Raw genomic sequence first — 12,949 nt, 5'->3', positions numbered from 1 at the left:
CGCATGGCAGCGTCCCCCCGGTCGCTGCCATGCCTCATTGCGCGATCAGGCTCAGTTGCTCGCCGCCACCTTCACCTTGGGCTGAGCGGTGCTGGCAGGCAGCAGGCTCAAGGTCTTGAGGTCGTCGGTCGTCAGCGCGCCGGTGGTGGTGGCCGAGGCCGCAGCCGCCGGCAGGCCGGCCTCGAGGCTCTTGGTCAGCAGCTCCGGATGGCTCATGGCCATGGTCGCGCCATACAGCGGCTTGTGCGCACCCTGGTGGCAGGTGGCGCAGTTCAGCTTGGCCACATCGCCGCCCGGGCCCAGTCGGTGGGCCGGGAAGCTGTCGGTCAGCGGCAGCATGAACTCATTGTTCAGCTCGCGCGCCATGCGTATGCCGTGCCAGGCGGTCAGCCGTGGGGGCGAGCTGTTGTTCCAGTCACCGAACGAACGGGTGTTGTGGCACTGGCTGCAGTTCACGCCCAGCGCCGAGGACATATGCACCATCAGGCCGTAGGTCCACTCGGCCTGCTTGATCGAATGCCGGTTGCCTGCCGGCAGTGCCGTGTCGCCCTGCACGCGAATGTCCTGCGCCTCCAGCAGGAAGGGGGTGAACGGATCCAGCGGCAGCGAGCTCAGGCCCACGGTCATGGCCGGCTGGTTCTGGCCCGCCTTGTCACCGGCAAAGCTGTTCGCGCCCTTGGGCAGCAGCGGCTTGAACCAGGTCTCGTTGGGCACATTCTGCCCGCGGTGGCAGGTGTAGCAGGTGACGCCGGTGGCGCCGACATGGTTCTTGTAGTCGGTATTGATCTTCTGCGTCATCTGCAACATGCGCCGCGCCACCACCTTGGTGTAGAGCGAGTCATCGGCGAAGTTCTGCGCGTTGTGGCAGTGGACGCAACCCTGCTTGGGCGCCACCCAGTTGGTCATCGCCACCATCGTGCGAGCGAATTCGCCCACGCTCTGATTGCCCAGCACCTTGACGTTCTGATAGACCTGTCCGGCCTTGGGGCCATCGGGCGAGGCCGGCGGCAACTCTTCGGGCGGGGTGTTCAGCGCCGCCTGCTCAGCCAGGGTGCGCGGGTTGTAGACCTGCTCCATGCCGGTGCCGCGGTAGCCACGCTGCACGGAGTCGACCGGGGGCCGCTCGCAGCCGGCCAGGGTCAGCACGGCCAGCGCCGACACGCACAGGGATTGAAGGCGCTTCATGCGATGGCTCCTTGTGCGCCCAGCGGCGCCCGGGTGGATGCGGCCATCGGCGCGGGCGCAGGCGCCAGCCCAAGCGCCGGATGATGGTCGGGCAGCTGGGCCTGGATGGCCAGGCCCAGCGAGGGGTTGTTCAATGCCGATGAAGCCGCGGCCAGGCAGCGCTGGAGGAAGGCGCCGCTCATGGCTTGACTCCCAGCAGCTGCAAGGCCGGGTCGACCACCGGCTGGAACACCGCCGGATACATGGGCGCCACGCCGTGCTTGACGGCCCAGAGGTACCAGTTGTCGACCACGGTGCCGGTGAGCAGGATGCCGATGCCGCCGGTCAGCGGGCACAGCACGGCAAACCACCAGGCCCAGCGGTGGATGGACTCCATCGTCGCGTTGAAGCCCATCGTCCAGCGCCAGAACAGCGCCGCCCGCTCCGAGGCCGTGCCACGGTCGGTGATCTGCTCGATCTCGCGCTCACCGCCGAAGCGGCTGACCGCCAGTATGGTCGCGCCATGCATCGCGAACAGCAACGTCGAGCCGTACAGAAACGCGATCGACAGCATATGGAAGGGGTTGTAGAACAGATTGCCGTAGCGCAGCGAGAAGGCCGCCGTCCAGTCCAGGTGCGGGAAGATGCCGAAGGGCACCGCCTCGCCCCAGCTGCCCATCAGGATCGGGCGGATGAAGCCCAGCACCAGATAGAGCCAGATCGCCGCAGCAAAGGCCCAGGCCACATGCGTGCCCATGCCCAGAGCACGGGCGCGGCGGTACATGCGCACCCACCACAGCAGGATGGCCATGGTCAGGAAGAAGCCCGCCATCAGCCACCAGCCGCCCTGGTTGAGCGGCGGCAGGCTCAGGCCGTAGTCGGGCGGCGGCGGCTCCAGCGCCAGCCAGGGTAGCTGGCGCACGAACTGCACCGGGTCCCAGCCCACCGAGGCCCACATATTCAGGCCCATGATCTCGATCGCGATGAAGCCGCAGATCAGCGAGGCAATGCCCAGCCAGCCCAGGTAGATGGGCCCCAACTGCGCATCACCGATGCGGCCCAGCAGATGCCAGTGCGTGGCCGGCCCCTCGCGCTCATGCTCGTCGCGGCCGATAGGCACGCCGGGGTAGGACGGCGCCACGACCTGGACGCTGGTGAAGATGTTCTGATACTCGGCTGACATGTTTGTCTCCTCGTGGTCTTCGTTCCTGAACCCTCAGCGCCAGATCGGCAGGTTCAACCACCAGCCCCACCACTCGGGCCAGCCGCGCGTCCAGAACGGGCCGCTGATGACGATGCACACGGCGCTCCAGAAACCCGCCGACAAGGCCAGGAACAGGCCCAGGCGGTGGATGCCCAGGGTGCCTATCGAGTAGCCAATGGTGTCGCGGAAGAAGGTGTTCTCATGCTCGGCGGTCTTCACCGGTTCGCCCTTGGCCGGGTTGGTGGCCGAGAGGATCAGCGAGCCATGCAGGGACAGCGCGAAGGTGGTGGCAAAGAAGAAGCTCACCGCCAGCATGTGCGCCGGGTTGTAGTGGAAATGCAGGTACTGGTAGCCGGTGTTCGACACCCAGTCCAGATGGCTCATGATCCCGTAGGGGAAGCCATGGCCCCAGGCGCCCATCAGCGCGGGCCGTATCACCACCAGGGTGACGTAGGCCAGGATGGCAACCGAGAAGGCGAACGGCACGTGCAGGCCTATGCCCAGCTTGCGGCAGATCTCGACCTCGCGCAGCGCCCACGACACAAAGGCCCCGACGGCGCAGACGGTGATCAGCTGCCACAGACCGCCTTCCATCAGCGGCGCCATGCCCAGGCCGTATTTGAGGTCGGGCGGTGCGATATTGATCTGCCAAAGATTCCAGGTGCCGCCCTGCGAGGCGCCCCAGACAATCATCATGATGCCCACCAGCGAGAAGAAGGCCGTGGTCACGCCGAAGAAGCCGACATAGAAGGGCCCGACCCAGAAGTCGAACAGGTCGCCTCCGAGCAGGGTTCCGCCGCGAACGCGGTACTTTCTTTCGAAGTTCAGCATGGCCATGCTTGCCACCTCAGGTGAAGGGGCGCCCGCGAGACGCGGGGCCCTGGGCATTCTGGACACGGCGCGAGGCGAACCCGCGCCGTGCTTCCGGGCTCGTCGCGACTACTTCGGCGCGGGCGCGGGCATCGATGAGTTCTGACTCACCGCCTGCGTACGCGGCCCATCGAGCCAGTTGAACTTGTTGGTACTCAGCAGCACGAAGTGAATCACCAGTGCCAGCACGAACAAGAAAGCAAACAAGGCGACCAGCGCGCGGCGTGGGTCGAATAACAGCCAAATTCTCCACATGCTTCAATCTCCTAATTGAGATGGGACATGAAGGTGTAGACACCTACCCTCACGCCTTTGATCAGCGATTTCTCGCTCTCTGCTCCGGGAAACCAGGTTCGCCATTTGAAGAACAGAACCTGCCCTACGATGGCAATCAACAGCACGACCACAAAGCTCAGGAAGAACAGTGCTTCATAAGCCTTGGAGTCCTGCAAGGCTGGGTTCGTCGTGGGTACGGTTGTGATCTCGGCCATGGCGGATCTCCTTCAGCAATGGGTTACAGCCAGGGACGCCACATCCACACCAGCACATGGGCCACCACGGCAACAGCCGTGAAACCAATGAAGCTGGACATGAAAATGCCGTGAAACTCCCGGGCCTCGTTCTCGGTCAGCCCGGATAACGAGCCTTTCCTTTCGTCAGCCATATCGATAGCTCCTCAAGAATGGCCTTGCGGCCAACACCGCGCAGCTCCCGCGCGGCAGGGACCGCCGTGGCGGAGGGCCCACAGCAAGCTTTGAAAAACGCTTCATGACAGGGCCCCCAGTGCCGCCGCCGCGATCTGGCGCGTGCGGCCTTCCAGATGCTCGACCGCCACTGCCGCCGCACCGGCGGCGCGCGCCACGCGCTCGGCCTGGTCGCGCAGGCGCTTGGCCGCCGAAATGCGCACCAGCACCGGCTGCGCCTCGAGCAACTCGTCCAGCAATTCCTTGGCGTCCTGCGTCCAGACGATCTCGGGCAGCGCCCGGGCCGGCGTGGCCTCGACCCTGTCCATCTCGGTGCCCAGCGGCAGGATGTGGAACAGCGCATCGAACAGCGCGTTGCAGAACTCCTGCACCAGATAGGTGGCGCCGGCATAACCCATGAAGGGCGTGCCGGTGGCGCGGCGGATGATGGCGCCGGGGAAGGAGGCCGGGATGAAGGTCGGTCGCATCGGCCCCTGGCTGCCCGCCTCGGCCAGGTACATGCGCTCGTTGAAGCTGCCGAACATCACCAGCGGCGGCTTGCTTTGTATCAGCTCGCGCACGGCGGCGTTGTCGGTCTTCTCGCCGGGCTTGCGGGCGATGGCGAAGTTGCAGGGCAGGCCCAGCTCGTCTTCGAGGAAATGGCGCACGCCCCGTGCATAGGTCTCGTTGGCGACGATGGCGAAATTGGCGGTGCCGAAGAAGTCCTGCGTGACCGAACGCCACAGATCCCAGACCGGCTTGATCGTCGTGTGCTTCTCGCGGGTGATGAAGGGCTCGGGATCCAGATGCAGGATCTCGCCCAGCTGGCGCAGGAAGGCGGTGGTGCTGTGCAGGCCGATCGGCGCCTGCAGATAGGGCCGCTCCAGCGCCTCGCACAGCAGGCGGCCGAACTCGCGGTACAGGCAGACGTTGGCATCGGCCTCGGCCAGATTCGCCACGTCGGCCAGATGGCTGCCCAGCGGAAACACCATATTGATCTCGGCGCCAATGCCCTCGACCAGGCGGCGGATCTCGTGCAGATCACTGGCGCTGTTGAACTGGCCGTAGCAGGGACCGATCAGGTTGACGCGGGGCTTCTCCCCCGCCGGCCGCTCGCTGAACGGTGTGCGCTGCGGCACCTTTTTGGGCCCGTATTGGCTCCACAGCCAGAAGATCGCCCGGTTGGCGCATTGCCACTGGTCCTCGTCGATGGTGCGCGGCAGAAAGCGCTGAATCGTCGTGCCCTCGGGCGTGACGCCGCCGCCTATCATCTCGGCGATCGAGCCGGTCACGACCACGCTGGGCAAGTCGGGGTCGAGCACCGCATGGGCCCGCTTCATCGCGCCCTCGGTGCCTTCGCGGCCCAGCTGCTCCTCGGCAAGACCTGTCACCACGATGGGCAGCTCGTGCGGGGGCAAGGCATCGGTGTAGTGCAGCACCGAGGTCACCGGCAGGTTCTCGCAACCGACCGGCCCGTCGATCACCACCTGCAGGCCCTTGATCGCGGTGAAGACGTAGACGGCACCCCAGTAGCCGCCGGCGCGGTCGTGATCGAGGACTAGCATGCGGATGACCTCATATCATCTCCTCGGCCTTGCGGCGTTTGATCATCTTGATGACCTGGCGGCGCGTTTCGGCCTTGAACTCGGGGCGGTCCTTGGGCACGTTCTCCCAGACGCCAGCGGCATGGCCGGAGCCGACCTCACCGAAGAACTCCCGCATCTGGTCGAAGCGGGCCTTGTTGTGTATCGCGGCATTGATCACCTGGGCCAGCGAGCCGGCACCGGCCGGGCCCAGCAGCGGCCGCGCCGAGATCAGGTTGGTGAAGTACAGCGCCGGAATGGCCAGCTCCTTGGCCGCCTGCACCACCGGCGTGGTGCCGATGGCCAGATCGGGCTTGAAGCGGTGCATGGCGGCCAGGTCCTGCTCCAGCGAGGCGCGGTACTGCACCTGCACGCCGCGCGCCTGCAACCACTGCAGATCGGGCTCGCTCCAGGGCGTGCGCGGGCAGGCGGTGCCCACATAGGGCACCTCGGCGCCGCTCTCGACCAGCAGACGGGCCACCAGCAGCTCCGAGCCCTCATAGCCGCTGACGGTGATGCGGCCCTTGATCGGCGTCTTGGCCAGGACCGCCTTGATGATGGGCAGCACGCGCTGCTTGGCCGCATCGATCAGGGCCTGCGGCACTTTCGCCGCCTCGCCAATGGCCTGCAGCCAGGCCTCGGTGCCGTCATGGCCCACCGGGGCCGAGGGCACCACGGGCCGGCCGGCGGCCTGGAATTCGCGCACCGTGGCGGTGTAGAAAGGATGGATGGCGGCCACCACGGTGCAGTCCAGCGCGGCATAGAGCTCGCGCCACTCGCGGGTGGGCACCGTCGGGCCGGCCGCCAGGCCCATCGGCTCCAGCAGCATGCCAATGACCATCGGGTCGGCCGGGAACAGCTCGCCGAGCAGGCTCACCGTCGGCTTCTCCGACAGGCCCTTCTCGCGCCAGCCGCTAGGCGCGCTGACCGGGCCGGCCTCGGCCTCGCCGCGGGCGTATTTCAGCATCGCGCCGGCCAGCACATCCTTGGCCTCGGCGTGCGTCGGCACACCAAAGCCGGGCACATCGATGCCGATGATGCGCACGCCGTTGATCTGCTTGGGCAGCAGCTGCAGGGGCACGCCGCTGGCGGTGGGCACGCACAGATTGATGATCACCAGCGCGTCGAGCTTGGCCGGGTCGGCCTGCAGGTGCACGGCCTCGCGGATGTCCTCGAACAGCTTGCCGGTGACCAGGCTCTCGGAGTTGAACGGCACATAGCCGACGCTGCGCTTGGCGCCGTAGAAGTGCGAGGTGAAGGTCAGGCCGTAGACGCAGCATGCCGAGCCGCTGAGGATGGTGGCCGTGCGCCGCATGCGCAGGCCAACGCGCAGCGCGCCGAAGGCCGGGCACATGCTTTGCGGCTGGTCGTGCGGGCCTTTGGGATAGTCGGCGGCGTAGCGGTCCAGCGTTTCGCGCGTGGCTTCGCCAAGCGCTTGCGCGAGTTCCGGGGCGGCGTGGCAGTTGCTCATCGCTTCAGGCCGCGTCGTAGATGACTTCGAGGGTGGGCTTGACGACATCGTTCTTGCCCACCATGTCGAAGATCGTCGCCGGCTCCATCTTGAAGTCGCGCCCGGTGACCTCGGCCGAGAACAGTCCCAGCAGCGCGTCCTGCGTCATCGGCCGCGGCCGCACCGGTGGCGCCTCGCCGACATTGGTGGCCAGCGTCTCGAACAGCGAGGCCCACTGCGTGCCGGGCCGGCCGATGATTTCGTAGCTGGCGCTCTTGCGCCGGATGTCTTCGTTGGCCGGAATCGCCGCCAGCACCGGGATGCCGGCCGCAGCCGCAAACGCCGCAGCCTCGCCGGTGCCGTCATCCTTGTTGACCACCATGCCGGCCACCCCGACATTGCCGCCGAGCTTGCGGAAGTACTCGACCGCACTGCAGACATTGTTGGCCACGTACAGCGACTGCAGATCGTTGCTGCCGACGACGATGACCTTCTGGCACATGTCGCGCGCGATCGGCAGGCCGAAGCCGCCACAGACCACGTCGCCCAGGAAGTCGAGCAGCACGTAGTCGAAGCCCCAGTCGTGGAAGCCGAGTTTTTCCAGCGTCTCGAAGCCGTGGATGATGCCCCGGCCCCCGCAGCCGCGACCGACCTCGGGGCCGCCCAGTTCCATCGCGTAGACGCCGTCGCGCTTGAAGCAGACGTCGCCGATGGCGACCGCCTCGCCGGCCAGCTTCTTCCTGGAGCTGGTCTCGATGATGGTCGGGCAGGCCTTGCCGCCGAACAGCAGGCTGGTGGTGTCGCTCTTCGGGTCGCAGCCGATCAGCAGGACCTTCTTGCCCTGCTGGGCCATCATGTAGCTGAGATTGGCCAGGGTAAAGCTCTTGCCTATGCCACCCTTGCCGTAGATGGCGATGATTTGCGTGGTCTTGGTGACCGGGCCGGTGGCCACCGCATCGGGCTCGATGGCGGCCTCGGCGCGCAACGCCTCCTGCTGCGCGGACCTGGGCTGGAAATGCACGGTCGCGACGGCCGGGATGCTTGAGGTGCTCATGCGTGGTGTCTCCAGTCCAAAACCATCTTCAGGCAGCCGGCATCGGTGAATGCCTGCTGGTAGGCAAGGCCCGCCTTCTCGGCCGGCTCGCTGTGAGTGAGCAGGCCGTCGAGCGACAGCCGACCGTCGGCCAGCAGCGCGTTCACCGCCAGCATGTCCGGGCGCTTCCATTCGGCGGCCACGCGGATGCGCGCCTCGCGCATGAAGGCCGGCGCGAAATTCAGCGACAGCGGCTTGGCATAGAAGCCCGCCAGCACCACCTCGCCGCCGGGGGCCAGCCGGGCGATCAGGCTGTCGAGCAGGGCCGAGTCGCCGCTGACGTCGTAGATGGCCTTGTAGTCGCGGCGCTTGTCGTCGTCCGGATGTACAACCGTGTAGCCGACGCCGCCCTCCGCACGCTTGGGGTTGGTCTCCCAGACGGTGAAGTCGGTGATGCCGGCCGCCACATTCATCCGTGCCAGCAGACGACCCAGCACACCGTGGCCGACGATCAGATCGGGCGGCGTGAAGGGCTGGGCCTGGCCGCCGCCGGCCACGCTGTGATAGGCGGTGGCCGCCAGCGCCAGCAGCACGGCCTGCGCGCCGAGCTTTTCGTCCACCGGCACCACCTTGGCACCAGGCACCACCAGGCGCGAGGCCGAGCCGCCGAACAGGCCCTTGACCTCGCCGAAGCAGCGCGCCCCGGGCACAAACACCCGCTGGCCCAGGCGCCGGCTGCTGCCCGCGCCAGCCGAGATCACCCGGCCAACCGCCTCATAGCCCGGCACCAGTGGATAGCCCATGCCGGGGAACATGGGCATGGTGCCGGTCCAGATCAGCCGCTCGGTGCCGGTGCTGATGCCACTCCATTCGACCTCGACGATCACATCCTCGGGCTCGACCGCCGGCAGGTGCAGATGACTCAGCTGCAGATGCTCCGGTCTATCAATCACAACAGCCAGGGTGTTCATCGCTGGTTCTCCAGGTCCGGGCCGGTGGCGGCGCCGGCGGTGCGGTGGGGGCAGTGGTCAGGCGCTTGCATGATGTAATCTTAAACCTACATGTGCAAACGTCAACATAGATTTACACAATGGTTTACCCAGGGGCTCGGACCGCTGGGTCACTCACCGGCGGTCGCCAACAGCACGCTGGTCTGCAGGGGCATGCGGGTCTTGAGCCGGCGTACCTGGGCAAAGCCGCTGGCCTGCAACATCTCGCGCAGCCGGGCCTCGCTGCGCGCCTGGCCCCGACCCATGGCCAGCAGATAGAAGCCGAAATAGGCGTCGCCCATGGCCTCGGCGCCCGAGGTCTCGGCCATCGGTTCGGCCAGCAGCAGGCGGCCGCCCACCGGCAGCGCGCGGCGCACCGCCGCCAGCAGCCTGAACACCCGCTCGTCGTCGTGGTCATGCACGACGCGCAGCAGCGACACCAGGTCGGCCCCCCCCGGCAATTCGTCGCTCAGAAAGTCGCCGCCCTGCACGCTGCAGCGCTGCGCGACGCCGGCGCGCCGGAAGCGCTCATGCGCTCGCTCGACCACGCTGGGCAGGTCGAACACCTGCACCTCCAGTTGGGGCGCCTGGCGGGCCGCGGCGCAGGCGAACACACCCTCGCCGCCGCCGACATCCAGCAACCGGCGGTGCTGGCGCATCGGATAGGCCTGCAGCACCTGCTCGGCCACCAGGGGCTGCGAGACGGCCATCAGGCTGGAATAGGCGGCCACGTCCTGGGCCTCCAGCGCACCCGGTTCGACGGCGCCGGCATAGGGCCAGAAATCGGCCAGCGCGCCGCCGCCGTCCGGGCGGCGCAGCAGCGCCACCGGGTCGGTCAGATCGCGGTACAGCGCCTCGTGGTGCTCGACCATCGCCGCCAGTCCGCTGTTGCCGACCATCGGCGCGCCCAGCACACCGAGGCCATAGCGGCGCAGCGGCCGCGCCTCCAGCAGCCGCAACGCCACGGCGGCTCGCACCAGTCGCTCAGCGGCCGGCAGCGGCAGGGCCAGCTGCTGCGCCAGGGCCTGGAGGCTCTGCGGGCCCTGCTCCGCCAGCAACTCCAGCAGGCGCACGCGCACGCAGACCAGCAGAACCTGTGAATAGACAAAGCCGGCGAGCAGATCGAACAGCTGGGCCGCACGCCGCCGCGCCACCCAACGTGCCGGGGCAAAGCCCTCGGCCCAGCGGCGGAACTGCGGGCTCGTCAGCAGGCGGTCGCGAAGTGCCCAGGCCGCATCGCTCCAATGCGTCGTGGCGCTGGCATCGAGGGGTCGGGCGTGGTGCATGGTCTGCCTGCTTTCTTGCTGTCGTCTGCCTGGCTCAGGCCGCTGCCGCCAGGCGCTCGGCCAGGCGTTCGGCCATCAGCTTCTGCGGCACCAGCCGGTCGGCCTCCAGCCGTATCAGCTGGCGAAAGCGCGCCGCCCCCGGGCAGACCGGCACGATCGCCAGCGTCAGCTCGATCAGGCGGTGGAACTCGGCCAGCGCGCCCTCCAGACCCAGCTCCCGCGCCATGCTGGGGCGGCCCAGTGCCAGGTCCTGCCCGACCGGCTTGCCGAGCAGCGCGGCATCGAAGGCGACGTCGCGGATGTCGTCGGCCACCTGGTAGGCCTGACCCATCTGCTCGCCCAGGGCGCGCCAATCCAGGCCCTCGGCGCCGGCGGCCTGGGCGCCGGCCATCGTCGCGGCGGCAAACAGCGCACCGGTCTTGGCCTGCTGGTAGTCGCGCAGCGCGACCTGGGGCTCGCACTCCCAGGCCTGCCCGGCGACGATGCCCATCGGCATGCCCACGCCCTGGCAGACGGTCTGCATCAGGCCCGGCAGCCGCGACAGATGCCGGCGCGTGCCCAGCGCCAGGCACTGGAAGGCGGCGACGATCAGCGCATCGCCGGCCAGCACCGCCAGCCGCTCGCCGAAGGCGCGCTGCACCGAAGGCAGGCCGCGTCGCGTGGCGGCATCGTCGAAACAGGGCAGGTCGTCATGCACCAGCGAGGCGCAATGCAAGAGCTCGATCGCCGCCGCCACCGCATCGGTCAGCTCGGTGTCGTCCTCCCCGCAGGCCAGGGCCACGGCCAGCACCAGCTTGGGCCGGATCCGCGCACCGCCCGGGAATACCGCATGCTGCATCGCCGCCGCCAGCCGGGGCGGATGACCCGTCTGCCGGCTGGCCTGCAGGCCGAGTTGAAGGGCGCGCTCGATACGGTGCTGGGTCGGCATAGGGGCCTTTGCTGGGCGAGCGGTCCGGCTTTTAATCGCTGTCGGCAGAAAAGCCCGCGACGCCGGTGTCACTCTTGATTTACATTTAGCTATGTACTTCAGCATAGACACTTGATCGCGGTGCGTCAATGAGCCTGTCCACAACAAGTTTGAGAAGCCCGCGCGTGGTCGTGATCGGCGCGGGTGTCGGGGGCCTGGCGGCCGCCGCCCTGCTGGCCCGGCAGGGCCTGGACGTGCGCGTGATCGAGCGCGGTCAGCAGCCGGGCGGCAAGCTGAGCCAGTTGGCCGTTGGCCCGAGCCTGCTTGACGCCGGGCCGACGGTGCTGACGATGCGCTGGGTGTTCGACGCGCTGTTCGAGCGCCTGGGCCAATCGCTGGACGAGCAGCTGAGCCTGCGGCCCTGCGCCGTGCTCGCACGCCATGCCTGGGGCCCCGAGGAGCGGCTGGACCTGCTGGCGGACTTGGAGGCCAGCGTCACCGCGATGGCCGACTTCGCCGGCCCGGCTCAAGGCCAGCGCTACCTCGCCTTCTGCGAGCGGGCGAAAGAGATCTACGACACGCTTGAGCAGCCCTTTCTGCGCAGCCAGCGGCCCACGCCCTGGTCGCTGGCCTGGCGCGTGGGCATGAGCCGGCTGCCGCAGCTGGCCCGCATCTCGCCGTTTCGCACCCTGTGGCAGGAGCTGGGCCGCTATTTCCCTGATCCGCGGCTGCGCCAGCTGTTCGGCCGCTATGCCACCTACTGCGGTTCTTCACCATTCGACGCCCCGGCCACCTTGATGCTGGTGGCCCATGTGGAGCGCGAGGCGGTGTGGCAAATCGAGGGCGGCATGCACCGGCTGGCCCAGTCGCTGGCGGCGCTGTGCCAGCGGCAAGGGGTACAGATCAGCTATGGCCGGGAGGCGCGGGAGATCCTGCTGCGCCAGGGCCGCGTCTGTGGCGTGGCGCTGGACCAGGACGCGCCGCTGCAGGCCGATGCGGTACTGTTCAACGGCGATGTCGATGCCCTGCGGCAGGGCCTGCTGGGCCAGCCGTTGCGACAGGCAATGGGGGGCCGGCCGCTGACGTCGGCACGGCGCTCGCTGTCCGCCGTGACCTGGCATCTGCAGGCCGAGGTGGGCGGCTTCCCGCTGTCGCACCACAACGTGTTCTTCAGCGACCCGGCCGACGAGGGCTACCGCCGGGAGTTCGCCGACATCGCTGCGGGCCGGCTGCCGGCCGCGCCCAGCGTCTATGTCTGCGCCCAGGACCGCACGGGTGACCCCATGCCACGCCACAGCGGCCAGGCCGAACGGCTGATGTGCCTGGTCAACGCCCCCGCCACCGCCGACGCCCGCCCGCTGACCGAAGAGGAGCTGTTGCTATGCCAAGCGCAGATGTTTGCCCGCCTGACGCAAGCCGGGCTGAAGATCAGCCCCAGCGTGCACCCGCTACAGCGAACCTCGCCGCAGGACTTCGCCCGGCGCTTCCCGGCCACCGGCGGGGCGCTGTACGGCCAGGCGAGCCGGGGCTGGCGCGCGAGCTTCCAGCGCCCGGCCAGCACGACGCGGGTGCCGGGCCTGTATCTGGCTGGGGGCTCGGTGCACCCGGGGCCGGGCCTGCCGATGGCGGCCTTGTCGGGCCAGTTGGCGGCCGAGCAGATCTGCGCGGCACTGCGTTCGACACGCCGCTGGCAGCCGGTGGCTATGCCTGGTGGTATGTCGATGCGCTGAGCGATGCGCAGGCCGATGGCAGCGCCTACGCGCTGACCGCCATTGCCTTC

14 protein-coding genes are annotated in these 12,949 nt (G+C 68.2%); 1 reads left to right on the top strand and 13 read right to left on the bottom strand.

Annotated elements, in window-relative coordinates:
• Nucleotides 1–51 precede the first annotated feature (51 nt).
• From pufC to DES47_RS14965, 13 genes are all read right to left on the bottom strand, one after another.
• Nucleotides 52–1,185, bottom strand: a complete 1,134-nt coding sequence (gene pufC, locus DES47_RS15025) for a photosynthetic reaction center cytochrome PufC (RefSeq protein ID WP_133701508.1) — start codon at nucleotides 1,183–1,185, stop codon at nucleotides 52–54.
• The gene (locus tag DES47_RS15020) at nucleotides 1,182–1,367 is read right to left on the bottom strand and encodes a hypothetical protein (protein WP_133701507.1); all 186 of its coding nucleotides are present in this window, start codon (nucleotides 1,365–1,367) and stop codon (nucleotides 1,182–1,184) included. The genes pufC and DES47_RS15020 overlap by 4 nt, the downstream gene beginning before the upstream one ends.
• Nucleotides 1,364–2,347 carry a photosynthetic reaction center subunit M gene (gene pufM / locus DES47_RS15015; RefSeq protein WP_133701506.1) on the bottom strand — a complete coding sequence of 328 codons (984 nt, stop codon included), beginning with the start codon at nucleotides 2,345–2,347 and terminating at the stop codon, nucleotides 1,364–1,366. The genes DES47_RS15020 and pufM overlap by 4 nt, the downstream gene beginning before the upstream one ends.
• 33 nt (nucleotides 2,348–2,380) lie before the next feature.
• Nucleotides 2,381–3,205 carry a photosynthetic reaction center subunit L gene (gene pufL / locus DES47_RS15010; protein WP_133701505.1) on the bottom strand — a complete coding sequence of 275 codons (825 nt, stop codon included), beginning with the start codon at nucleotides 3,203–3,205 and terminating at the stop codon, nucleotides 2,381–2,383.
• Nucleotides 3,206–3,307: 102 nt separating this feature from the next.
• Nucleotides 3,308–3,493, bottom strand: coding sequence for a light-harvesting antenna LH1, alpha subunit (gene pufA, locus DES47_RS15005; RefSeq protein ID WP_133701504.1), 186 nt, complete (start codon nucleotides 3,491–3,493; stop codon nucleotides 3,308–3,310).
• An 11-nt stretch (nucleotides 3,494–3,504) separates the two neighbouring features.
• Nucleotides 3,505–3,729, bottom strand: coding sequence for a hypothetical protein (locus DES47_RS15000; protein WP_133701503.1), 225 nt, complete (start codon nucleotides 3,727–3,729; stop codon nucleotides 3,505–3,507).
• Nucleotides 3,730–3,752: 23 nt separating this feature from the next.
• Nucleotides 3,753–3,902 carry a light-harvesting antenna LH1, beta subunit gene (pufB, locus tag DES47_RS14995; protein WP_133701502.1) on the bottom strand — a complete coding sequence of 50 codons (150 nt, stop codon included), beginning with the start codon at nucleotides 3,900–3,902 and terminating at the stop codon, nucleotides 3,753–3,755.
• Nucleotides 3,903–4,004: 102 nt separating this feature from the next.
• A complete protein-coding gene (gene bchZ, locus DES47_RS14990; protein WP_133701501.1) occupies nucleotides 4,005–5,486 on the bottom strand; it encodes a chlorophyllide a reductase subunit Z in 1,482 nt (493 codons plus the stop codon).
• Nucleotides 5,487–5,496: 10 nt separating this feature from the next.
• Entirely contained in the window at nucleotides 5,497–6,975 is a 1,479-nt protein-coding gene (gene bchY, locus DES47_RS14985) for a chlorophyllide a reductase subunit Y (protein ID WP_243748312.1), read from the bottom strand.
• Between the two features lie 4 nt (nucleotides 6,976–6,979).
• Complete coding sequence (locus DES47_RS14980) at nucleotides 6,980–8,008, bottom strand: chlorophyllide a reductase iron protein subunit X (protein ID WP_133701499.1); 1,029 nt, start codon at nucleotides 8,006–8,008, stop codon at nucleotides 6,980–6,982.
• A complete protein-coding gene (gene bchC / locus DES47_RS14975; RefSeq protein WP_133701498.1) occupies nucleotides 8,005–8,958 on the bottom strand; it encodes a chlorophyll synthesis pathway protein BchC in 954 nt (317 codons plus the stop codon). Before bchC ends, DES47_RS14980 begins: the two co-directional genes overlap by 4 nt.
• Before the next feature lie 149 nt (nucleotides 8,959–9,107).
• Nucleotides 9,108–10,262 (bottom strand): methyltransferase, encoded by a 1,155-nt coding sequence (locus DES47_RS14970; protein WP_133701497.1) that lies wholly within the window; start codon nucleotides 10,260–10,262, stop codon nucleotides 9,108–9,110.
• A 34-nt stretch (nucleotides 10,263–10,296) separates the two neighbouring features.
• Nucleotides 10,297–11,190 (bottom strand): polyprenyl synthetase family protein, encoded by an 894-nt coding sequence (locus tag DES47_RS14965; protein ID WP_133701496.1) that lies wholly within the window; start codon nucleotides 11,188–11,190, stop codon nucleotides 10,297–10,299.
• Nucleotides 11,191–11,318: 128 nt separating this feature from the next.
• On the opposite strand from DES47_RS14965, the gene crtD reads away from it, so the two are divergent.
• Nucleotides 11,319–12,899, top strand: a complete 1,581-nt coding sequence (gene crtD / locus DES47_RS14960; protein ID WP_243748311.1) for a 1-hydroxycarotenoid 3,4-desaturase CrtD — start codon at nucleotides 11,319–11,321, stop codon at nucleotides 12,897–12,899.
• The last annotated feature ends 50 nt before the right edge of the window (nucleotides 12,900–12,949 follow it).

This window comes from Roseateles toxinivorans, from assembly GCF_004362525.1.
Classification (GTDB): domain Bacteria; phylum Pseudomonadota; class Gammaproteobacteria; order Burkholderiales; family Burkholderiaceae_C; genus Paucibacter; species Paucibacter toxinivorans.
Note: the sequence above shows the minus strand (reverse complement) of the source record. Positions and strands in the feature narration are given on the sequence as shown.

Coding starts and splice junctions, on each gene's coding strand:
- crtD (WP_243748311.1), top strand. CDS start 11,319: ATGAGCCTGTCCACAACAAGTTTGAGAAGCCCGCGCGTGGTCGTGATC.
- bchC (WP_133701498.1), bottom strand. CDS start 8,958: ATGAACACCCTGGCTGTTGTGATTGATAGACCGGAGCATCTGCAGCTG.
- pufM (WP_133701506.1), bottom strand. CDS start 2,347: ATGTCAGCCGAGTATCAGAACATCTTCACCAGCGTCCAGGTCGTGGCG.
- DES47_RS14970 (WP_133701497.1), bottom strand. CDS start 10,262: ATGCACCACGCCCGACCCCTCGATGCCAGCGCCACGACGCATTGGAGC.
- bchZ (WP_133701501.1), bottom strand. CDS start 5,486: ATGCTAGTCCTCGATCACGACCGCGCCGGCGGCTACTGGGGTGCCGTC.
- DES47_RS14980 (WP_133701499.1), bottom strand. CDS start 8,008: ATGAGCACCTCAAGCATCCCGGCCGTCGCGACCGTGCATTTCCAGCCC.
- pufA (WP_133701504.1), bottom strand. CDS start 3,493: ATGTGGAGAATTTGGCTGTTATTCGACCCACGCCGCGCGCTGGTCGCC.
- pufL (WP_133701505.1), bottom strand. CDS start 3,205: ATGGCCATGCTGAACTTCGAAAGAAAGTACCGCGTTCGCGGCGGAACC.
- pufB (WP_133701502.1), bottom strand. CDS start 3,902: ATGGCTGACGAAAGGAAAGGCTCGTTATCCGGGCTGACCGAGAACGAG.
- pufC (WP_133701508.1), bottom strand. CDS start 1,185: ATGAAGCGCCTTCAATCCCTGTGCGTGTCGGCGCTGGCCGTGCTGACC.
- DES47_RS15020 (WP_133701507.1), bottom strand. CDS start 1,367: ATGAGCGGCGCCTTCCTCCAGCGCTGCCTGGCCGCGGCTTCATCGGCA.
- DES47_RS14965 (WP_133701496.1), bottom strand. CDS start 11,190: ATGCCGACCCAGCACCGTATCGAGCGCGCCCTTCAACTCGGCCTGCAG.
- DES47_RS15000 (WP_133701503.1), bottom strand. CDS start 3,729: ATGGCCGAGATCACAACCGTACCCACGACGAACCCAGCCTTGCAGGAC.
- bchY (WP_243748312.1), bottom strand. CDS start 6,975: ATGAGCAACTGCCACGCCGCCCCGGAACTCGCGCAAGCGCTTGGCGAA.